19 protein-coding genes, 1 tRNA gene and 1 pseudogene are annotated in these 20,338 nt (G+C 75.1%); 8 read left to right on the top strand and 13 right to left on the bottom strand.

What is annotated here, in order from left to right; translation table 11 throughout:
• The gene (locus AC0VYN_RS30590) at positions 1 to 1,101 is read left to right on the top strand and encodes an LLM class flavin-dependent oxidoreductase (protein WP_385467471.1); all 1,101 of its coding nucleotides are present in this window, start codon (positions 1 to 3) and stop codon (positions 1,099 to 1,101) included.
• On the opposite strand, the gene AC0VYN_RS30585 is transcribed toward AC0VYN_RS30590, so the two are convergent.
• The gene (locus AC0VYN_RS30585; RefSeq protein ID WP_475533578.1) at positions 1,077 to 2,936 is read right to left on the bottom strand and encodes a putative bifunctional diguanylate cyclase/phosphodiesterase; all 1,860 of its coding nucleotides are present in this window, start codon (positions 2,934 to 2,936) and stop codon (positions 1,077 to 1,079) included. The two genes, AC0VYN_RS30590 and AC0VYN_RS30585, sit on opposite strands and share 25 nt — an antisense overlap.
• 282 nt (positions 2,937 to 3,218) lie before the next feature.
• Here AC0VYN_RS30585 and AC0VYN_RS30580 point away from each other — a divergent pair, with 282 nt between their 5' ends.
• Positions 3,219 to 4,595 (top strand): M6 family metalloprotease domain-containing protein, encoded by a 1,377-nt coding sequence (locus tag AC0VYN_RS30580; protein WP_475533577.1) that lies wholly within the window; start codon positions 3,219 to 3,221, stop codon positions 4,593 to 4,595.
• A gap of 86 nt (positions 4,596 to 4,681) precedes the next feature.
• Here the strand turns inward: AC0VYN_RS30580 and AC0VYN_RS30575 are convergent.
• The 10 genes and pseudogenes from AC0VYN_RS30575 to AC0VYN_RS30530 form a co-directional block, all read right to left on the bottom strand.
• Positions 4,682 to 4,755, bottom strand: a tRNA-Lys gene (locus tag AC0VYN_RS30575).
• A complete protein-coding gene (locus AC0VYN_RS30570) occupies positions 4,746 to 5,330 on the bottom strand; it encodes a bifunctional DNA primase/polymerase (protein ID WP_475533576.1) in 585 nt (194 codons plus the stop codon). The genes AC0VYN_RS30575 and AC0VYN_RS30570 overlap by 10 nt, the downstream gene beginning before the upstream one ends.
• A gap of 142 nt (positions 5,331 to 5,472) precedes the next feature.
• Positions 5,473 to 5,844: a hypothetical protein gene (locus AC0VYN_RS30565; protein WP_385467483.1), complete on the bottom strand. Its 372-nt coding sequence runs from the start codon at positions 5,842 to 5,844 to the stop codon at positions 5,473 to 5,475.
• 167 nt (positions 5,845 to 6,011) lie between these two features.
• The gene (locus tag AC0VYN_RS30560) at positions 6,012 to 6,224 is read right to left on the bottom strand and encodes a hypothetical protein (RefSeq protein ID WP_475533575.1); all 213 of its coding nucleotides are present in this window, start codon (positions 6,222 to 6,224) and stop codon (positions 6,012 to 6,014) included.
• A gap of 47 nt (positions 6,225 to 6,271) precedes the next feature.
• Positions 6,272 to 6,415, bottom strand: coding sequence for a hypothetical protein (locus AC0VYN_RS30555; protein ID WP_475537068.1), 144 nt, complete (start codon positions 6,413 to 6,415; stop codon positions 6,272 to 6,274).
• 118 nt (positions 6,416 to 6,533) lie between these two features.
• Positions 6,534 to 6,677 carry a hypothetical protein gene (locus AC0VYN_RS30550; RefSeq protein WP_475537067.1) on the bottom strand — a complete coding sequence of 48 codons (144 nt, stop codon included), beginning with the start codon at positions 6,675 to 6,677 and terminating at the stop codon, positions 6,534 to 6,536.
• Complete coding sequence (locus AC0VYN_RS30545; RefSeq protein WP_475533574.1) at positions 6,665 to 8,026, bottom strand: AAA domain-containing protein; 1,362 nt, start codon at positions 8,024 to 8,026, stop codon at positions 6,665 to 6,667. The genes AC0VYN_RS30550 and AC0VYN_RS30545 overlap by 13 nt, the downstream gene beginning before the upstream one ends.
• Entirely contained in the window at positions 8,023 to 9,627 is a 1,605-nt protein-coding gene (locus AC0VYN_RS30540) for a hypothetical protein (protein ID WP_475533573.1), read from the bottom strand. Before AC0VYN_RS30540 ends, AC0VYN_RS30545 begins: the two co-directional genes overlap by 4 nt.
• Entirely contained in the window at positions 9,618 to 10,811 is a 1,194-nt protein-coding gene (locus tag AC0VYN_RS30535; RefSeq protein ID WP_475533572.1) for a hypothetical protein, read from the bottom strand. Before AC0VYN_RS30535 ends, AC0VYN_RS30540 begins: the two co-directional genes overlap by 10 nt.
• Positions 10,708 to 11,662: pseudogene (locus tag AC0VYN_RS30530) on the bottom strand (phosphatase PAP2 family protein). Before AC0VYN_RS30530 ends, AC0VYN_RS30535 begins: the two are co-directional and overlap by 104 nt.
• Before the next feature lie 193 nt (positions 11,663 to 11,855).
• Between AC0VYN_RS30530 and AC0VYN_RS30525 the strand changes: the two are divergent.
• A complete protein-coding gene (locus AC0VYN_RS30525) occupies positions 11,856 to 12,458 on the top strand; it encodes a histidine phosphatase family protein (RefSeq protein WP_475533571.1) in 603 nt (200 codons plus the stop codon).
• A gap of 275 nt (positions 12,459 to 12,733) precedes the next feature.
• Here the strand turns inward: AC0VYN_RS30525 and AC0VYN_RS30520 are convergent, their stop codons facing one another.
• Positions 12,734 to 14,173, bottom strand: coding sequence for a hypothetical protein (locus AC0VYN_RS30520; RefSeq protein ID WP_475533570.1), 1,440 nt, complete (start codon positions 14,171 to 14,173; stop codon positions 12,734 to 12,736).
• 297 nt (positions 14,174 to 14,470) lie between these two features.
• Here AC0VYN_RS30520 and AC0VYN_RS30515 point away from each other — a divergent pair, with 297 nt between their 5' ends.
• Both AC0VYN_RS30515 and AC0VYN_RS30510 read left to right on the top strand, forming a co-directional pair.
• Entirely contained in the window at positions 14,471 to 14,875 is a 405-nt protein-coding gene (locus AC0VYN_RS30515) for a hypothetical protein (protein ID WP_475533569.1), read from the top strand.
• Positions 14,876 to 14,956: 81 nt separating this feature from the next.
• Entirely contained in the window at positions 14,957 to 15,826 is an 870-nt protein-coding gene (locus AC0VYN_RS30510; RefSeq protein WP_475533568.1) for a spermidine synthase, read from the top strand.
• Between the two features lie 13 nt (positions 15,827 to 15,839).
• Here the strand turns inward: AC0VYN_RS30510 and AC0VYN_RS30505 are convergent, their stop codons facing one another.
• Positions 15,840 to 16,412, bottom strand: a complete 573-nt coding sequence (locus AC0VYN_RS30505; RefSeq protein ID WP_475533567.1) for a hypothetical protein — start codon at positions 16,410 to 16,412, stop codon at positions 15,840 to 15,842.
• A gap of 130 nt (positions 16,413 to 16,542) precedes the next feature.
• Between AC0VYN_RS30505 and AC0VYN_RS30500 the strand changes: the two genes are divergently transcribed.
• The 3 genes from AC0VYN_RS30500 to AC0VYN_RS30490 all read left to right on the top strand — a co-directional run bounded on the left by AC0VYN_RS30500 (position 16,543) and on the right by AC0VYN_RS30490 (position 20,271).
• The gene (locus tag AC0VYN_RS30500; RefSeq protein ID WP_475533566.1) at positions 16,543 to 17,262 is read left to right on the top strand and encodes a response regulator transcription factor; all 720 of its coding nucleotides are present in this window, start codon (positions 16,543 to 16,545) and stop codon (positions 17,260 to 17,262) included.
• The gene (locus AC0VYN_RS30495; protein ID WP_475533565.1) at positions 17,259 to 18,668 is read left to right on the top strand and encodes a sensor histidine kinase; all 1,410 of its coding nucleotides are present in this window, start codon (positions 17,259 to 17,261) and stop codon (positions 18,666 to 18,668) included. Before AC0VYN_RS30500 ends, AC0VYN_RS30495 begins: the two co-directional genes overlap by 4 nt.
• A gap of 130 nt (positions 18,669 to 18,798) precedes the next feature.
• On the top strand, positions 18,799 to 20,271 hold the full coding sequence (locus AC0VYN_RS30490; RefSeq protein ID WP_475533564.1) for a glycoside hydrolase family 18 protein: 1,473 nt from the start codon (positions 18,799 to 18,801) through the stop codon (positions 20,269 to 20,271).
• The last annotated feature ends 67 nt before the right edge of the window (positions 20,272 to 20,338 follow it).

Here is a 20,338-nt window from a genome sequence, read left to right as displayed (position 1 = left end):
ATGGCCGCAGACGCCGCAGAGGAGATCCGGGGCACCGCCCACGGCACCGCACCCGTCCCCCTGTCCGTACTGGACCTGGTGACCGTCGGCGCGGGCCGCACCGCCACCGACGCCCTGCGGACCAGCGTGGACATCGCCCGCCTCGCGGAGAGCCGGGGCTACCACCGGTACTGGGTCGCCGAGCACCACTCGATGCCGGGCGTGGCCTCCTCCTCGCCCGCCGTGATCCTCGCGCACCTCGCCGCCCACACCGGCCGCATCCGGCTCGGCTCGGGCGGTGTCATGCTGCCGAACCACGCGCCGCTGGTGATCGCCGAGCAGTTCGGCACGCTGGAGGCCATGGCGCCGGGACGCGTCGACCTCGGTCTCGGCCGGGCACCCGGCACCGACGGGGCGACGGCCGCCGCCCTGCGCCGCACCGACCGGCTCAACGAGGGCGCCGACGACTTCCCGCAGCAGCTCGCCGAGCTGATCCGGTTCCTGGACGACGACTTCCCCGACGGGCACCCGTACCGCCGGATCCACGCCGTGCCGGGCCCCGTCCAGGCGACGTCCCCCGGTGGCGTCCAGTCCCCGCACCGCCCGCCGGTGTGGCTGCTGGGCTCGTCCGGCTTCAGCGCCCGGCTGGCCGGCACCCTGGGACTGCCCTTCGCCTTCGCGCACCACTTCTCCGCGCAGAACACCGTCCCGGCGCTGGACCTGTACCGCGAGTCCTTCCGCCCGTCGGCCGTGCTGGACGCGCCCTACGCCCTCATCGGCGTCGCCGCGCTCGCCACCGACGACGAGAAGGAGGCCCGCCGGCAGGTGCTGGCCGCCGCGCTGAACATGGTCCGGCTGCGCACCGGCCGCCCCGGGCTGGTGCCGACGCCGGAGGAGGCGGAGGCGTACGACTTCAGCCCGATGGAACGGGAGTTCGTGGCGTCCTGGAACGCCAACGTCATCCACGGCACCGCCGACGAGGTCCGGGCCGGCCTGGACGACCTGCAGAAGCGCACCGGCGCCGACGAGCTGATGCTCACCGCCAACGCCCACGGCGGCGACGTGCGCCTGCGCTCCTACGAACTGATCGCCGACGCCTACGGTTTGCCCGCGCCGGCCTGAACCCCGGGCGTCCCGGAGGACCCCAGCAGCGCGGAGATGCGGTCCGGCGCCACCGGCCGGGAGTACAGCCAGCCCTGGCCGGTGTCGCAGCCGATGCGGCGCAGCCGGCTCGCCTGGTCGGACGTCTCCACGCACTCGGCGGTGACGGTCAGGCCGAGCCGGTGGGCGAGCTGGACCATCGCCTCGACGATGACCTCGTCGGCCGGGCTGGCCGCGGCGTCGGACGCCTCGCCGGTGCCGGCGACCCCGGTGTACTGGAAGCCGCGGACGAAGGCGCCGTCCAGCTTCAGCACCGACACCGGCAGCCGGCTGAGGTAGGCCAGGTTCGAGTACCCGGTGCCGAAGTCGTCGATGGCGATGCGGACGCCCATGCCGCTCAGCGCCTTCAGCACCTGGAGCGGCCGGCCCGCCGAGCCCATCACGGCGGACTCCGTCAGTTCGAGCTGAAGCAGGTGCGGGGCGAGGCCGGTGTCCTCCAGGGTCGCCGCCACGTCCGCCACCAGGTCGGAGTCCCAGACCTGGCGGACCGCCACGTTGACGCTGACGAAGATGGGGGGCTCGTCCGGGTGGTCGAGCTGCCAGCGCCGGGCCTGCCGGCAGGCGGTGCGCAGGATCCAGCGGCCGAGCGGGACGATCGAGCCGTCCTCCTCGGCCAGCGCGATGAACCGATTCGGCGTCAGCACGCCGAACTGCGGGTGGTTCCAGCGGATGAGCGCCTCGACGCCCCGCACCCGGCCGTCGTCCATGCTCACCAGCGGCTGGTACTCGAGGGCGAACTCGCCCCGGTCGATGGCCGGGCGCAGCGTGGCGGCGAGGGCCTGGCGGGTCATGCGGCTGGCGTTGCGCTCGGGGTCGAACAGCGTCCAGCGGGCCCGGCCGTCGGCCTTGGCCCAGTACAGGGTCGTGTCGGCCGCCTGCATCAGGGCGGTGGGCGTCGTCCCGGCGGTGTGCCGCTCCACCACGCCGACCGACGCGGTGACCGACAGCCGGCGGCCGGACAGCTCGAACGGCTCCTGGAGGGCGGCCAGGACGGACTCGGCCAGATCGGCGAGCTGGTCGGTGCCCGTGGAGTCCTCCACCAGCACCGCGAACTCGTCGCCGCCGAGCCGGGCCACCAGCGGCACCCCGGCCCGCGCGCCCGCCGCCTCCTCCGCGCAGCGCGTGAGCCGCTCGGCCACGGCGGCCAGCAGCCGGTCGCCGACGCGGTGGCCGAGGGTGTCGTTGACGGCCTTGAAACCGTCCAGGTCGAGGTAGCACAGGCCGACCCGGCCGGTGCCGCCGTTCTCGTACGACTCCGCCTCCAGCGCGGCCGTCAGCCGTTCGAAGAACAGGGCGCGGTTGGGCAGCCGGGTCACCGGGTCGTGCATCTGGAGGTGGCGCAGCCGGGCCTGGAGCTCGCGCCGGGCGCTGATGTCGGAGACGGAGAGCAGCAGGCCGGGCGTGTCCCCGGCCAGCGGGGCCACGGTGACCTGGGCCCACAGGGAGTGGCCGTCGGCCCCCTTCAGACGGCGGGTGCAGCGCAGCCGGGCCTGCCGGCCGCACAGCACCTCGCGGTAGGCGTGCCAGGTGCCCGCGTCGGAGGCGAGGTCGACCAGGTCGGCCGCCGGGCGCCCGGCCAGCGCCCCGGGGTCGGTGCCGAGCAGGGTGCCCAGCGTGTCGTTGGCGCTGACGACCAGGCCCTCGGGGTCCACGACGGCCATCGCGAGCGGCGCGGCCGTGAACACCGAGCGGTAGGGCGGGGGTTCGGTACGTGCCGCCAGGTCGATGTCACTGTCCGTGACGGCCGACCGGTCGAGGTCTGCCGCGGGCGTCGGCCCTTCGGAGGTTCCGCTCACCGCTTGCTCCCGCAGCCTCGATCTCGGTCCGCCTGTGTCCGTGCAGGAAAGTGTGCCGATCATAGAGGCTGGCTCCGGGCCCTTCCAGCCGTCGATCCGCAGTCCGGACCGAGTCGGTCCTCCGGCTGATCGTTTCCGCCCACGTCTGAACAGCTCCGTTACGCCTCCGACCAGTCGTGACATTGCGTGAGTGGGCCGGGGGTGTCGGCTCCGGCACGTCCCGGCGGAATCTCCAGCGGCTCACCCGTCCGGTGCAGGCGAACAGGGCGCAGTACGACAAACATGCACAAGCTGGATGCGGTGTCCCGTGAACCGCACCCGGAGGTCCCTGTGCCGCGCCAGCTTCCCCTGAGGCGACTTCCCCGCGAGGCCCTCAAGGGCCTCGGCGCGGGCCGCCGCGCGACGGGGACGGCCCGGCCCAGGCTGCGCAGCACGACCGCGGTGTGCACCACCATGTCGGCGCTCGCCGCGACCTCCCTGATCAGTGCCCCGTCGGTCGCCGAGCCCTTCTCCCCGGAGCCCTGCGCGCTCCGGCGCACCGCGGCCCACCACTCCGAGGGCCTGGACAGCTGGAACGCCGCCTACCCCCGCCCGGCCCGAGCCCTGGACGCGGTGATGGTGTTCCTGTCCTTCCCGGACTCCCAGCCGCTGACCGCACCGGCCGAACTGGCCGCCGACCACTTCCCGGCCACCACGCGCTTCTTCCGGCGCGCCTCCTACGGCGCGTTCACGCTCCGCCCGCACCCCCTGCGGGACTGGGTCCCCATGCCGAAGCCGTCGACGGCGTACGACATACGGCGCGACTGGAGCCCGGGGCACCGGGCGGCCTACCTGCGCGACGCGCTCGCCGCCGCCGACCCGCACGTGGACTTCTCCCGGTACGACGTCTTGTACTTCGTCGCCGACCCGGATGCTCCCGGCGTCGACTCCGACGCCACGAAGGTCGTCAACCTGGACTCCCCGATGCGGGCCGACGGGACCGATGTCCGGCGGGTCGTCACGGTGTTCGAGAACCATCCGCCGGACCGGCTGGTGCTGGCCCACGAGACCGGGCACGTCTTCGACCTGCCCGACCTGTACCACCGGCCCGCCGACGGCAAGGGCGACTGGGACACGTACGTCGGCGACTGGGACCTGATGGGCAGCCAGTTCGGATTGGCCCCCGACCTGTTCGGCTGGCACAAGTGGAAGCTGGGCTGGCTGCGGCCCCGGCAGGTGGCGTGCGTGCGCGGCAGCGGACCGACCCGCCTGACCCTGGAGCCGCTCGGCGCGGGCCCCGGTGTGGAGGTGACGGGGGCCGCCGGGGCCCCGGCGTTCGGCCTCGGGCGGGGCACCAAGCTGGCCGTGGTCCGCACCGGGGCCGACAGCGCGCTCGCCTTCGAGGCACGGGGTCCGCTGGGCAACGACGCCGCCGCCTGCCGCGCGGGCGTACTCGTGTACCGGGTGCGCGGCGGGGCGGAGTCCGGGGGCGGGCCGGTCGAGGTGATCGACGCCCATCCGCACACGGAGGCCTGCTGGGAGGACTCGGTCTACCCGCCCCTCGCGGACGCCCCGGTGGGTCTCGGCGAGAGCTTCACGGTGCCGGGCGGCGGCGTACGGGTCGAGGTCGAGGGCCGCACGGTGTCGGGAGCCTGGACGGTGAAGATCACGCCCGGCTAGTCCGGGGGCGCGCGGGCACGACGGGGCGCGCGCGGGCACGAAAAGCGGAAGGCCCCTCGCTTTCACGAGGGGCCTTCCGGTGTCGGTGCGCCGCCAGGGACTCGAACCCCGGACCCGCTGATTAAGAGTCAGCTGCTCTAACCAACTGAGCTAGCGGCGCCTGCTGACGTCGTAGACCTTAGCATCAGGGTCGGCGGGAGGAAAAATCGAAATCCGCACCGCGGCCCGGGCGGCCCGGACGGCCGCCCAGAGCAGGATCTCCGGCCCCGGCAGCCACGGCCTGCGGGTGTCGGGAGCCACCAGCCAGCGGGAACCGGAACGGGGGGACGCGCCGGTGAGCGCCGGGACGGTCACCGCGTCGCCGGCGCCGTGGCACAGCAGCGACGGCACGGCGACGGTACGGCCGTCCTGCCGGCCGCGCGCGCTCCACTCCTCCCACTCCAGCAGCGAGGGCAGCCGCTGGGCGGTGCCCGGGGCGGCGAAGAGCAGGGTCCGGCCCCGGAACTCGGCCACGGGTCCCGACCCCGGGCCCTCCTCCCACATCCGGTCCAGCATCCGGCGCCCGAAGACCGCGGGGACGCTCACCACGTCGAAGGCCGAACCGCAGGGCAGAACCATCGGAGCGTCCGGCCGCTCCTCCCACAGGGACAGGGTGCTGCGTGGGTAGGCACCCGCCGAGGCCAGCCAGGCGGCGCCGTCCGTGGTGACGTCCGAGACATTCCGAGTGCTGCTCATGCCCCTACGTCTACCGGGCGTGATGGTGCGGCTTCGCTGGGTTGCGGGAAACCGGGACAGAGCACGGAGGGAACGGGTATCTTGCCCGTCTGGCATATGCGTCCGGCCTGGTCGAACAGGCGGACGGGTGTCTGCGGTGCGGTCAGACGGGGTCGACGTGCCCCGCTCCGGCGCCCTCGGCGCCGCGCAGCAGGTCCCGGCCGAACTCCACCATCTTCTTGGCGTAGTCCTCGGTCCACTCGGCCCGGTCGGCGATGTCGGCGGCCGTCAGCCGGTCGAACTTCCGCGGGTCCGCCAGCTGCGCCGCCGCCATCGCCTGGAACTCCACCGCCCGGTCCGCCGCCGCCCGGAACGCCTGCGTCAGCTCCGTCGCACGCTCCAGCAGCGCCCGGGGGTCGTCGATCGACTCGAGGTCGAAGAAGTGCTCCGGATCGGCGGCCGCCGCCGCGGGCTCGAAGAGCAGGGGCGCGGGGCGCAGCCGCGGTTGGTTCCGACCCGGCGTGGGCTCCGCCATGTCTTCTCCTTCTCGTACGTCACGAACGACCCTCCCCGCGTACGGGGGCACCCTCGGTGGAATGGGCCACCGTCCATTGTCCCGCGCCCGTGCAAGTGGGCCTCGACCCCGCCGAGGGCGCCCGCCGCGCCCCGGTGCTCAGGGACTCCGGCGGGCGGGCGGGGCGGTCAGGGCCGGTGGGGGACGCGGTGCTCGGCGAGGTGGGCGAGGACCGCGTGGTTGGCCTCCCACCCGTCGGGGCTGTGTTCATCGGCCGCCTCCGGCGGCGTGCCGGACTCCGTCCGGCGGGTGGGGTGGTCAGGGCCGGTGGGGGACGCGGTGTTCGGCGAGGTGGGCGAGGACCGCGTGGTTGGCCTCCCGCCCGTCGGGGCTGTGTTCATCGGCCGCCTCCGGCGGCGTGCCGGACTCCGTCCGGCGGGTGGGGTGGTCAGGGCCGGTGGGGGACGCGGTGCTCGGCGAGGTGGGCGAGGACCGCGTGGTTGGCCTCCCACCCGTCGGGGCTGTGTTCATCGGCCGCCTCCGGCGGCGTGCCGGACTCCGTCCGGCGGGGCGGGGTGGTCAGGGCCGCCACTGCACACGGTGTTCGGCGAGGTGGGCGAGGACCGCGTGGTTGGCCTCCCACCCGTCGGGGCTGTGTTCATCGGCCGCCTCCGGCGGCGTGCCGGACTCCGTCCGGCGGGGCGGGGTGGTCAGGGCCGGTGGGGGACGCGGTGCTCGGCGAGGTGGGCGAGGACCGCGTGGTTGGCCTCCCACCCGTCGGGGCTGTGTTCATCGGCCGCCTCCGGCGGCGTGCCGGACTCCGTCCGGCGGGGTGGGTCGGTCAGGGCCGCCACTGCACACGGTGTTCGGCGAGGTGGGCGAGGACCGCGTGGTTGGCCTCCCACCCGTCGGGGAATTTCACCAGCGTTCCGAGCTGGACCGGCTCCGTCGACGGGTACTCGTCCAGCAGGGCGTCCACCCCCTCGCGGCACACCACGATGCACGCGTGCCGGTGCCGGGAGGCCAGGACGCACAGGCGGCCCGTCTCCAGGTGGAAGGCGGTCGCGTCGGGGCGGCCGGAGAGCGGGTGCAGGACGACCGTCACGTCGTACTCCCGGCCCTGGAGCCGGTTCGCCGTGTCCACCGTCACGTCCCGCACCCCCAGGTCGGCCAGCGCCGCCCGGACCGCCGCCGCCTGGTCCCGGTGCGCGGTACCCACCGCGATGCGGCCGGCGGTCAGCGGGGCCGGGTCCGGGGAGCGCTCGGAGGACGCCGCGCCCCCGCGGTCGAGCAGCCGGCGCACCACCGCCGCCACCGCCCGCACGGCCTCCGGGTCCGTGCGCGGGGTGTGCCGGGTCGGCAGCTCCAGCAGGCCCCAGCCCGAGGCGGCGGCCTCGTCGATCACCCGGTCGGGCCCCGAGCCGTCCGACGGCACCGCGAAGGCCAGGCTCCGGTCGCCGTGACCCGTACCGCTGCGGAACGGCGTGTACGGGTAGAACGCCGCCGACACCAGCGGCGCCGCCGACGCCGGGAGCCGCCACGACACCGGCAGCCGGTGCTGCGGCAGGCCCGGGTTGTGGGCGAGGAGGGTCGTCACCGCGGAGGCCGACGGGTCGTACGACAGCCCCGCCCACTGCTCGCTGCCCACCGTCGCGAACGGGTCCAGCTGACCCGGGTCGCCCACGAACAGCGCCCGCTCGAACAGACCGGCCACGGCCAGCAGCGAGTCGGAGCGCATCTGGTACGCCTCGTCGACGATCGCGTGCCGCCACGGCTCGTCCACCGTGACGTGCGCCCACTTCGCGGCGGTCGACAGGACCACGGCCTGCCCGGCGAGGTCCGCGGCCTTCGCCGACTTGCGGACGTTCGCCAAGTCGTCCAGGGCCTTGTCGTACGGATCGGCGTCGCTGCTGTGCAGGCGGCCCACCGGGAGGTCCGGGTTCTTCTCGGCGAGCCGCAGGACCAGGTCGTCCACCTGGGCGTTGGTCTGCGCGACCACCATCAGCGGGCGTCCGGCCTCGGCCAGCTCCAGCGCCGCCCGCACCACGAGCGTGGACTTGCCGGCGCCGGGCGGGGAGTCCACGACGACGCCACGCTCCGTGCCGTGCAGGGTGTCGTGCAGGATCGCCGCGGTGGCGCGCGCGGCCTCGGCACCCGGATCGAAGGCGGCCGCGACGGGTGCGGTGGTGGCCTCGGCGGTCACAGGACGTCCTCCGCGGTCGGGGCGTCGGCGGGTTCGGGCACGGCGGCGGACTCGCCGGGCGGCCCGCCGTGCGTCCACGGTGTCCGGTCCGGGTCGGGCAGCTTCGCCCCGCCCCGCTGTTCGTGCTCGAACAGCGTGAAGCAGACCAGGTCGCCCTTCTCCGGCACCGACCCGGCCTCGGGCTCCTTGCCGCGGCCCATCTTGTCGACGATGCGCAGCACCAGCACGCCCTCCTCGTCCCCGGCCGGGCCGACGTACTCCGCCGCCTGCGGCTTGCCGCCCAGCGAGCGGTACACCTTCACCCGCTCGCCCAGGTGCGGCCGGTCGTCCGTGCGGACCGTGACCAGCGGCCGCGGACTGGGCCGCTTGCTCTCGCTGTACGCCATGACCACGTCCACGACCTCGCCCGCGAACGCCTCCCCGGACAGCCGCCGCGCGGCCATCACCAGCGGATCGTCCAGCGCCTCCTGCGCCTCCAGCCGGGCCTGCTCCCGCTCGCGCGTCGCGAGCTTGTTCGCCGCCGTCACCGCGTCGTCCCGGCGCGGCTGCGGGGGCTCACCGGCGAGGATGCGGTCGCGGTGGGAGGTGAACGACCAGCGGTCGCGCGTCCACCGGTCCTCGACGTGCGCCCCGGCGGGCAGCTCCCGCAGCAGGTCCAGGCCCTGCCACACCGCGTCCCAGGTGGGCCGCGTACGGCTCTCCACCAGGGCGCGGATCTCCCGCTCGGCGGCGGTGAGCGCGCCCAGCCGCTCGTCGGCCTCCAGGCCGTCCTCGGCGGCGGCCAGCGCGGTACGGGCACGGTCGTAGCGCTCGATGGCGGGCGCGAGCAGCTTGTTGTCGAAGGCCGGGTCGGTCGCCGGGCCCGCGGGCGGGCACCGCAGCTGGCCGTCGGCGTCGCGGGCGAGTTCGGCGTGGCGCGCCGCCTCGGCGCCGCTCGGCCCCCCGTCCGGCGGGGCGATCCACGCCAGCAGCGCCCCCAGGTGCTGGTCCTCCAGGGTCGACTGCCCGGTCGCCCAGTGCCGGCCCAGCAGGTCGGTCATGGCGAGGAGGAGGGAGGAGCCGGGCACCCGAGCCCGCTCGCCGAAGTGGGTCAGCCACCGGCCGAGCAGCGGCACCCTCGGCGGCGCGGGATGTGGCGTCTCCGGGTCCTGCTCCGCCGTCCGCCGGAAGCGCATGGACCGGCCGAGCAGCCGTACGAAGTCGATGCCCGCGCGGCTCGGCACGATCAGCTGCGCCGCGTCCGCGCACAGGTCGACCTCGACCTTGATCCGCTTGCCGGTCTCCGGGTCCGTCTCGGTGCGCTCGGCGGCCTCGACGCCGTCGGCGTACGACTCGACGTGCGGCAGGACGATCCCGGCCAGCTCGGCCAGGAACGCGAAGCGCAGGTCGCGGTCGCGGGGCTGCGGGACGACCAGCAGGTGCGGCGCGTCCCGGTCGGTGCCGACCAGCGCGCCGAGCGGGGCGCCCGCCTCACCGGCGGTGATCAGCGGCACGAACACGAGCGGCCGGTCGGACAGGTGCCGGTGCCGGACGGTGGCGGCGGGCTGCGCGCGGCCGCTGCGCACCGCCTCGAGCCGGGCGAGCGTGGTGATCAGAGACACGCGGCCACCTCGCCGCCCACCGACGCCAGCGCCTCGGCTCGCAGCTCCGCGGCCCGGCGCAGCGCGGCCACCGCCGGGTCGGCCGGGTCGCCGGCCTCACCGCGGGCCGCCGCCAGCACGTCGTCCACCGTGGACAGCCCGCCGAGCTCGGCCCGCACCGGGCGGCCCAGCGAGGTCACCGCGCCGGCCCCGCGGGAGCGGGCACGGCAGTGGAAGGCCAGTTCGCACGCGGAGAGGCATTCCGGCGCGTACGTCGCCGGGACCGCCTCGACCGCGGCCGTCAGCTCGTCGGCCGGCAGCCCGGGGGAGAAGCAGACGCCCTCGGGGAGCGTGTCGGCGATCTCCTCGACGCGGGTGAGGCGGGCGAGCTGCCGGTCGGTCACCGCACGCTGCTTGCGCACGTCGACGGCGGACGCGGTCGGCAGGTTGGAGAAGTCCTTGGGGCAGACGAGCAGGACGCGGTGGCGTACCCGCGGCGCCGGGTCCAGCCGGGCGGCGACCCGCTCCAGGGCCAGCACGTACACCGCGGCCTGCCGGGCGGCGGCGCCCACCTTCGCCGGGTCGGCGGAGCCGTCCAGCATCGGGAAGGACTTGATCTCGACGACCGTCCAGGTGCCGTCCGGGTGGACCACCACCGCGTCCGGCTCGAGGAAGGCGGGGGAGCCGGCGACGTCCAGGGCCAGCATCGGGTGGTCCAGGAGCGTCCAGGTGCCGGACGCCTGTGCGGCCTCCCGCAGCGCCAGCGAGGTGCGCGCCGCGCGGCCCTCGGGTCCGCTCGCCGACAGGTCGGGCACCAGCGCCCCGGCGGGCGGTTCGGCGCCCCGGTCCAGCTTCTCGTGCACGAGCCGCAGCAGCTCGGCGCCGCCGTCCGCCTTGACCCGCGCCTCGAAGGCGTTGCCCCGCGTGAACGCGAACTGCGACTGGCCGAAGACCGACGGCGAACCGAGCGCAGTCGCCAGCGAGCCCTTGTCCACGCCGGCGCCGTCGAGGATCGCGCGCCGTCTGCACCCCGGGTTGGCCGCGAGGGCGGCCAGGGCCCGCGCGTCCAGCGCCTTCGCGGGGACGTCGGGACCGCGCAGCTCAGCGAGCCGGTGCCGGAGTCTCGTTCCCCGCGTCCGTGGGGGAGGGGTCCGGCTCGGCTCCCGCTCCGAACCGCTGCTCGCGCTGCCGTGGAAATCGCTCACCCGCGGAAGTCTGGCATCCGCCACTGACAATCAGGGAACCAGCGTCGCCAAAAGCCTGCGGGGCGGGGGCGAAACGTGCGGTGATCCGGGTCCGTACCCGGTCCGCGATCCGCATCACGAACGGCGCCAGCAGGAACCCCGCGCCCATCACGGCGGCGCCCGCCACCGCGTCGAGGAAGTAGTGGTTCGCGGTGCCCATCACCACGATCGTCGTCACCAGCGGGTAGACGACACCGGCCACCTTCGCCGCGCGCGTGCCGCCGTGGCGCCACAGCATCACGCCGCACCACAGCGCCCAGCCGACGTGCAGGCTCGGCATGGCCGCGTACTGGTTGGTCATCCCGCCCAGTCCGCGCGGCGCGCTCGCCTCGCCGCCCCACCAGCCGTACGAGCTGTACTGGGCCATCGTGTCGACGAACCCGTGGCTCGCGTCCAGCAGCCGGGGCGGGCAGGTCGGCAGCAGCGTGAAGCCGATCAGCCCGATGAACGTCGACGTCATCAGCCAGGTACGGGCGGCCCGGTAGCGCACGGCGCGGGACCGGAACAGCCAGACCAGGACGGCCGGGGTGACGACGTAGTGCAGGGACGCGTACCAGAAGTCGGCCGGGACGCCGATCCACGGTTCGTGGGTGAAGAGCCGGTTGAGCGGGTGTTCCGCGTTGAGGAACAGCGCCTTCTCGATGCGCAGCAGCGCCAGCCCGTGGTCGACGGCGTCCGAGACGTCACCGCGCACGAGGAGGCGGCCCGCGGAGTAGCAGGCGTACACGAGGACGATCAGCGGGAAGCTCGGTCCACCAGCGGAGCCGGGTCTGCGAGGTCGCCTCGGTGCCCGGTGTCTCGGTGTGCGGCAATCCGATCGCCCTCCCCCTTCTTCTCGCGCGTGCCCGACGGCGCCGGGCGTGCCACTCTACGGCGTCCGGGGACCCTCCCCGTGGAGCGCCCCCGGCCCTGGAAGACGCCGGGACGTCCCCCCGGGTTGCCCGGGCACGGGGTGCGCGATGATGGAGGGGTCCCCTCCGACACCGCTCCCGGAAAGGCCCCTCCATGGCACCGCGCATCCTGCTGGCCCGGCACGGACAGACCGAGTGGTCGCTGTCCGGCAAGCACACCGGCAGGACCGACGTGCCGCTGCTGGAGGAGGGCCGGCGCGGGGCCAAGCTGCTCGGCGAGCGTCTGCACCGGGGGCCGCTGGACGGCCTGCCCGGCGTCGAGGTGCGCACCAGCCCGCTGTCACGCGCCCACGAGACCTGCGGACTCGCCGGCTTCGGCGAGCGCGCCCGCACCTGGGACACGCTGATGGAATGGGACTACGGGGCGTACGAGGGCATGAAGCCGGACGAGATCCAGGCGGTCCGGCCCGGCTGGCTGATCTGGCGGGACGGGGTCCCGGAGGGCGAGAGCCCGGCGGACGTCACCGCGCGCGCGGACGAGGTGGTCGCGTGGGCGCGGGAGGCGGACCGCGACGTGCTGGTCTTCGCCCACGGACACATCCTGCGGTCGGTCGGCGCCCGGTGGCTGGGCCTGCCGCTGGACTTCGCGGCCCGCATACGTCTCAACCCGACATCCCTGTCGATCCTGGGCTGGGCCTACGGCGAACCGGCCATCGAATCCTGGAACGACCAGGGCCACCTCACCGACCACCCCTGACCCCCCGGCGCCACCCACCGTCCCAGCCGCGGCTCGCCTTCCCGCCCAGCTGCGGGCAGTCGTGCCTCCCCCAGCGCCTGAACGGCCTGGGAGGTACCCCCAGGGGCGGCACGGGTGGGCGGTGGGGGTCCCCCCGCTCGAGCGAAGCCGAGAGTGGGGGAGGCACCCCGTCAGCGCCGGGCGCGCGACCCGGCCCAGGGCCGCCTTGACGCCGGGCAGCCCGCCGGCGCAGGGGCACGCGGCCCACCGCCCCCGACGCCGGGCGCCCCGGGCGGTCAGGCCGTCCGCGGGACCGACGCATGCCGCTCCAGAAACGCCGACACCCCCGACGCCCGCCGATGCGGCAGCAGCACCCGCGCCGTCCCCGCCAGCATCGTCCGGATCCGCGACGACTGGACCTCGCCCAGCAGATCCAGCACCCGCATCCCCGCCCCGGCCGCCTCGTCGGGCCGTCCGCCGCGCGCCAGGTCGTCGGCCAGTTCCGCCGAGTACAGCGCGAGGTTCCGCGCGAAGTGCGGGTCCTGGAGTCCGGCCGCCCGCCGCGCGTGCCCGGCCGCCCGCGTCCAGTCGCCGAGCGTCGACCAGCACTGCGCCTCCAGCCCCTCCAGCTCGGCCTCCCCGTAGAAGCTCATCCACTCGGGGTCGGCGTCCGAGGGGCCCCGCTGGAATAGGGCCTGCGCACGGATCAGCGCCTGCTCGCAGCCGACGCGGTCCGCGAGGCCCGCCCAGCCGCCCGCCTCGCGCAGCGCGAGCAGGGACATCAGCCGCGGCGACCCCAGCGGCCGGGCGGCGCGCTGCGCGGCCTGGGCCGCCCGTACCGCCTCGCGCGGCCGGCCGGCGTCCCGGGCGAGGAACGCCGTGTTGCAGAAGGCGTGCGCCTCCAGGCCCGGGTCGTCGGTCATCCGGGCGGTGGCGAGGGCCTCGGCGTAGTGGGAGCGCGCGTCGTCGAAACGCCCCGAGTCATGGGCCAGCCAGCCCACGGAGATGGCCAGTTCCCCGGCGCCCGAACAGAGCCGGTCCGCCGTCACCTGCCGGGTCGCGCCGGCGTCCAGCAGCGCGTACGCGGCCCGCAGCGGTGCCACCGCGCGCTGGTAGAGGCCGTCGGCGCCGTGCCGGTCGTCGAGCAGCCGGATCCGGCGGACGGCCTCTTCGAGGGCTCCCGCGTCGCTCGTCCCGGCCCGGCGCGCGGCGCGCGGCGCCGCCACGGCGTCGGCGGCGAAGCCCAGGGGGCCCAGCGAGGCGGCGGCCACGGTGACGCCGCTCGTCATGAATGCGCGACGCAGCACGTCGCTCTCCTTGTTGTCGTCGTGCGTGTCGAACGGGTTGTGCGTGTCATACGGCTCGCCCGCCCCGGCTTTCTCAGTCGGGGCGCACGACGGCCGGTCGAGGTGCGCCGGGAGCGCCCCCTCGTCCGTGCGCGCCCGGCGGCCCCTTACCGACGAGCGGGGCGCGAACCCCAGGTCGGTGAGCGTGCGGCCGGGGAACATGTGCAGGAACACCCGCTCGTATGCGTAGTTGGGGCAGCGGATCTCGCCCGCCTCCACACGGCCGATGTAGCGCGCGTCGCAACTGACCTGCTCGCCGATCTCGTGCGCGGCGCGGCGGACCGCCGCCGCGAACTCGGCCGGCGAACGCCGGCCGCGCAGGCGCCGGAACGCGAGGTTCGGCCGCGGTGGCCGGTCGGGCTGGGCGGAGGTCACCGTTGACGACGCCATGGCCGGGTCCTCTCGTACGAACCGTCGAACCACGCCGGTTAAGGTGGGTAATACGGGGATTCTCCCGTTTGCCACCCTGTTTCCGGCGAGCTAGAACGTACCGTCTGTGACGGAGTCGCCACACGCTGTTTGGCCACAAAACCGGATATCTCATCCGGGATCTGCCATGAAGTGCCATCCTTTGCGGCGGACTTGTGCCGTAGCCGTTGACGTTCCGCCGCGTTTCACCCTGTGGACCGGGAGGCCCCCGACTCCCGACCCGCTCGTCAGAAGAGGAGTTCCGTGGTGGAGGCCGGCATGGAGACCAGCCCGATCAGTGACCGCGCAGACGCCCGCGATCCGGACGGCGAAGGCGGCTGCGACGTCGTCACCGTGCCGACGCGGCAGGGGCTGGAGGCCGTCGACATCCTCAGGCGGGGAGCCGGTGAGGCGGTGGGCAGCGTGCTCCACGACCACGGCTGCGACACCCTCGGCTTCCTGGTGCCCCCGGGGACGGCCGCCGCCTGGGACGTACCGGGCAGCACCTGCACGGAGACGGACGGCCGGGGGACGAAGCTCGCCCCGATCCCCGAACCGCCGGTGGAGGGCGCGGACTGGCTGCTGCCGCCCGGCGACGCGGACCTCGCGACCGACCCCGCCGTGCTGCGGGCCGCGCTGGGGGAGGCGGCCCGGCTGATCGAGGTCGTGGACAACTGCCGCTGAGCACCGCGACGCCGCCCGCCGCGGTCCGGACGGCCGGGCGCGGGGGCGGTGGGCGCGGCGGCGGCGTCCGATAATGGTCCGATGGGAAAGTCCAGGAACGCCCGCCGCGGGCGCGCAGCCGCGGAGACCGTAGTCGAGGACGTCGACGGCGGACGCGCCGAGCTGATACCCGACCGGGAGCGGGCGCGGGCCTGGACCCTGCTGCTCGACGGCGCCCCGCAGTCGCACGTCGACCTGGACGAACCGGCGTACCTGTCGTTCGAGTACCAGCGCCGCATCGGGCACGTCATCGACCTGGCCGCCCCGCCCGGAAAGCCCGTCCACGCCGTGCACCTCGGCGGCGGCGCCCTCACCCTCGCCCGCTACGTCGCCGCCACCCGCCCCCGCTCCACCCAGCAGGTCGTCGAGCGGGACGCCGCCCTGGTCCAACTGGTCCGGCGCGAACTGCCGCTGGACCCCGCCGCCCGGATCCGGGTCCGCTCCACCGACGCCCGCGCCGGCCTCGCCAAGGTGCCCGACGGCTGGGCGGACCTGATCATCGCGGACGTGTTCGGCGGGGCCCGCACTCCCGCACACCTGACGTCCACCGAGTTCCTCGACGAGGTACGGCGCGCGCTCGCCCCCGGCGGGGTCTACGTCGCCAACCTCGCCGACGGCCCGCCCCTCGCCCACCTGCGCGGCCAGATCGCCACCGCCGCCGCCCGCTTCCCCGAACTCGCCCTGATCGCCGACCCCGCCGTGCTGCGCGGCAAACGCTTCGGCAACGCGGTCCTCGCCGCCTGCGACCACCCGCTGCCCCTCGTCGAACTCACCCGCCGCGCCGCCTCCGACCCGCACTCCGCGCGCGTGGAACACGGCAAGGCGCTGGCCGACTTCACCGGAGGGGCCCGGCCCGTGACGGACGCGGACGCGGTCGCTTCGCCCGCGCCGCCGGCCTCGGCCTTCCGGTGACCCGGCGGCCGGCTCAGTAGCTGCCGATCTCCACCCGCGGCGGGCCGTCGTGCCAGGTGCAGAACACCGACACCCGGTCCGCGCCCGAGGTGAACTCCACCCGGATCCACGACTCCGTCTTCCACACCTGCATCGACCAGCCCGCACCCGGCGTCGCAGACACCAGCGACGCCGACGACGTCCCGAGGTCGAACACCGCGCGCCCCCCGTCGGTCTCGTAGCTCCGGACCCGTCCGGAGGCGGTGGGGGAGGGGCCCGGGCCGGCGGGGGTGGTGGCCGGCGCGGTCCGCGACGGCGCCGGACCGGTCTCGCCGGGTGTCCGACCCGGCGTCACCGAGGGGCCGTCGGACGGACCGGCGGACGGACTGCCCGACGGCGAGGGGCGCCTGGTGGACGACACCGACGGCCCCGACGCCCGTGGACCCGCCGTGTCCCGCACGGCCGCGTCGGCCGCCGTGACGGGCAGGGCGCGGGGCGCGTCGTAGGCCGTGCCCGCCATCACCGTGTGCACGCCCCACCACGACAGCGTGACCGCGGCGCCGGTGGCGAGCAGCCAGGCCAGTACGTGTACGAGTCCTCTGCGCATCGCGGCCATACTGCCTCACGCGTCACACACGTGTCGCCCGGACGGGGTTGTCCACAGGCGGGTCCGGAGCCCGCCCGGAGTTGTCCACAGGCCCGCGCCGGGCTCCTCCGGATGGCGTACGGTGCCGCCCATGGCAAGTGTGCTCGTGGTCGAGGACGACCAGTTCGTACGCTCGGCGCTCATCCGGCACCTGACCGATGCCTCGCACCTCGTGCGCAGCGTCGGCACGGCGCTGGAGGCGCTGCGCGAGGTCGCCCACAACCGGTTCGACGTGGTGATCCTCGACCTCGGACTGCCCGACCTCGACGGCTCCGAGGCGCTGAAGATGCTGCGCGGCATCACCGACGTGCCCGTCATCGTCGCCACCGCCCGGGACGACGAGGCGGAGGTCGTCCGGCTGCTGAACGCGGGCGCGGACGACTACCTCACCAAGCCGTTCTCGGTCGAGCACCTGTCGGCCCGCATGGCGGCCGTCCTGCGCCGTGCCCGCACCGGCGCCGGAGAGGCCCCGCCGCCCACCGTCCTGCGCGTCGGCGGCCTGACCGTCGACCCCCTGCGCCGCCAGGCCGAACTGGACGGCGCACACCTCGACCTGACCCGGCGCGAGTTCGACCTGCTCGCCTTCCTCGCCGGCCGCCCCGGAGTGGTCGTCCCCCGCAAGGAGCTGCTCGCCGAGGTCTGGCAGCAGTCCTACGGCGACGACCAGACCATCGACGTCCATCTGTCCTGGCTGCGCCGGAAGCTGGGCGAGACCGCCGCCAAGCCCCGCTATCTGCACACCCTGCGCGGCGTCGGCGTGAAGCTGGAGCCCCCGGTCACCGGGCCTCCGGGGGCGGAGCCGCCACGATGAGGTGGGCCCTGGTCAAGGTGTCGCTGGCGGTCACCGCCATGGTCGTGATCGCCTTCGCCGTCCCGCTCGGACTCGTCGTCCGGGAAATGGCCCGGGACCGCGCCTTCTCGAACGCCGAGCGGGAGGCCGCCGCCGTCGCCCCCGCGCTGTCCATCACCACCGACCGGGACCAGCTGGAGCGCGTCGTCGCCTCCGCGGGCTCGGACGCCGGGATGTCGGTGCACCTCCCGGCGTCCGGAGGCAGGGGCGCCGGCACCGACCTCGGCCGGCGGCGCGCCGCCGACGAGGACATCGCCGCCGTACGCGAGATGGGGCGCGCCTCCACCGCGGAGGTGCCCGGCGGCTCGACGCTGCTCCAGCCCGTCGCGCTCAGCTCCGGCGAGATCGCCGTCGTCGAGGTGTACGTCCCCGAGTCCGAGGTCACCAACGGGGTCGGCACGGCCTGGACGGTGCTCGCCGCGGTCGGCGCCGCGCTGATCGTCGGCTCCGTCGCGGTCGCCGACCGGCTGGGCGTGCGCATGGTGCGGCCGGCGCGGAAGCTGCTGGAGGGCGCGCACGAGCTGGGGGAGGGCAAGCTGGGCGCCCGCGTGCCCGAGGAAGGACCGACCGAACTGCGGCTCGCGGCGGTCGCGTTCAACTCCATGGCCGACCAGGTCGTCCAGCTCCTCGCCAACGAGCGGGAGCTGGCCGCCGACCTGTCCCACCGCCTGCGCACCCCGCTGACCGTGCTGCGGCTCAACGCGGCCTCGCTCGGCGACGGCCCGGCCGCCGAGCAGACCCGGGCCGCGGTCGAGCAGCTGGAGCGCGAGGTCGACACCATCATCCGCACCGCCCGGGACGCCAAGCCGCAGACCGCCGCGGCCGGTCCCGGCGCCGGGTGCGACGCGGCCGAGGTGGTCCGCGAGCGGATGGGCTTCTGGTCCGCGCTCGCCGAGGACGAGGGACGCAAGTGGCGGGTGGCCGGCGCCGACCGGCCGGTGCGCATACCCGTGGCCCGCGCGGACCTGGCCGCGGCCCTCGACGCCCTCCTCGGCAACGTCTTCCGGCACACCGCCGAGGGCACCGCCTTCGCGGTCGACCTGCACAACGGCGAGGACGCGGTGATCGTGCTCGTGTCGGACGCGGGCCCCGGCATATCCGACCCCGAGACGGCGATGGCCCGCGGCCGGGGATCGGGCACCGACGGGTCGACCGGGCTCGGCCTGGACATCGTGCGCCGGCTCGCCGAGTCGACGGGCGGGGACGTCCGCATCGGCTCGTCCGTGCTCGGCGGGACCGAGGTGCGCGTCTGGATCCAGCTCGACGGGCGCACGGCACCCGTGCGGCGCGGCCACCGGGGAGCGGTGCGGCGCCGCCGGCAGCCCCGCCGGGGCTCACCCTTTAACCGGTCCCGATCCCTTCCTTAAGCGCACCCTAAGATCACCAACCCCCGCCCGGAACAACCGGTTTGACCGGTTCCGTATCGCTAGCGTGCTGCCGCACCCCCGCCCCGCACCTCCCCCGCAGGGCTCCCTGAACAGTGAAGGCAGGCACGAGATGAGCAGCACGCACCGGCGCAGGGTCTCCGGCAGGAACAAGGTGATCGGCGCGCTCGTGGCCGCGACCGTGGCCGGCGGCGGCGCGCTGCTGCTCACCGGCACCGCCCAGGCCGCCGGAGTCGGGGCCGCCTACACCAGGACGAGCGAGTGGTCGACGGGCTACACCGCGCAGTACGTCGTCACCAACAACAGCCCGGCCGCGAAGAAGGACTGGACGCTGGAGTTCGACCTGCCCCCGGGCGCCGGACTCGGCTCGCTGTGGAACGCCGAGCACAGCGTCAGCGGCCGGCACGTCACCGTGACCGGGCCGAAGTGGGACACGGACGGCCTGAAGGCCGGCGAGTCCGCCACCGTCGGCTTCGTCGTCGACGGCACCCAGGACCCGACCGGATGCCGCGTCGACGGCGCGGCCTGCTCGGCGGACGACGGCGCCACCCCCGAACCCAGCGGGCGCCCGTCCCAGCCCCCTACCCCGGCACCGACACCCACGGCCTCCGCCCCCGCCGAGCCGGCACCGGCGCCGACCGCCACGGCCACCACCCCGGCCCCCTCCGGGGCCCCCGGCGAAGGCACCACGGGCGGCGCCGGCTTCGCGCCCTACGTCGACACCTCCCTCCACCCGGCCTTCGACCTCGTCGCGAACGCCGAGGCGACCGGTGTGAAGAACTACCACCTGGCCTTCGTCACCGACGGCGGCGGCTGCACCCCCAAGTGGGGCGGCGTCACCGACCTAGCGAGCGACGCCGTGGCACGGCAGATAGGCGCCCTGCGCGCCAAGGGCGGCGACGTGCGCGTCTCCTTCGGCGGCGCGTCCGGAGCCGAGCTGGCGACGACGTGCGCCTCGGCCGACGCCCTGGCGGCGGCGTACGGCAAGGTCGTGGACACCTACGGGCTCACCAAGGTCGACTTCGACGTCGAGGGCGGCGCCCTGCCCGACACGGCCGCCAACACCCGCCGCGCCCAGGCCGTCACCGCCCTGCGGAAGCGGCACCCGGACCTGGACGTCTCCTTCACCCTGCCCGTCATGCCCGAGGGCCTGACCCAGGCCGGCGTCGACCTCCTCGCGAACGCCCGGCAGAACGGCGTGCGGATCGACACCGTCAACATCATGGCGATGGACTACGGCCCGGCGTACAGCGGCGACATGGGCACCTACGCCGAGCAGGCCGCCACCGCCACCCAGGCGCAGATCAAGAGCGTCCTCGGCCTCTCCGACAGCGCGGCCTGGCGCACGGTCGCCGTCACTCCGATGATCGGCGTCAACGACGTCGTCACCGAGATCTTCACGGTCGACGACGCCGCCCAGCTGGTCCGGTTCGCCCGGTCCAAGGACCTGGCCGGGCTGTCCATGTGGTCGGCGACCCGCGACAAGCAGTGCGCGGGCGGCACCAAGCCGCAGGCCGACGCCACGTGCAGCTCCGTCCTCCAGGAGCCGTCGGCCTTCTCCAAGGCCTTCGCCGCCTACAACTGACCCCGCCCGGCTCCCCGGTGGCCCGGGGCGCGGCTCCCCCCGTGGACGCCGCGCCCCGGACCCGCTC

It is taken from the genome of Streptomyces sp. 63XJN7_1_ISO-PGPR-S23-121 (assembly GCF_056173025.1).
This window is presented reverse-complemented; position numbering and strand designations above follow the sequence as displayed.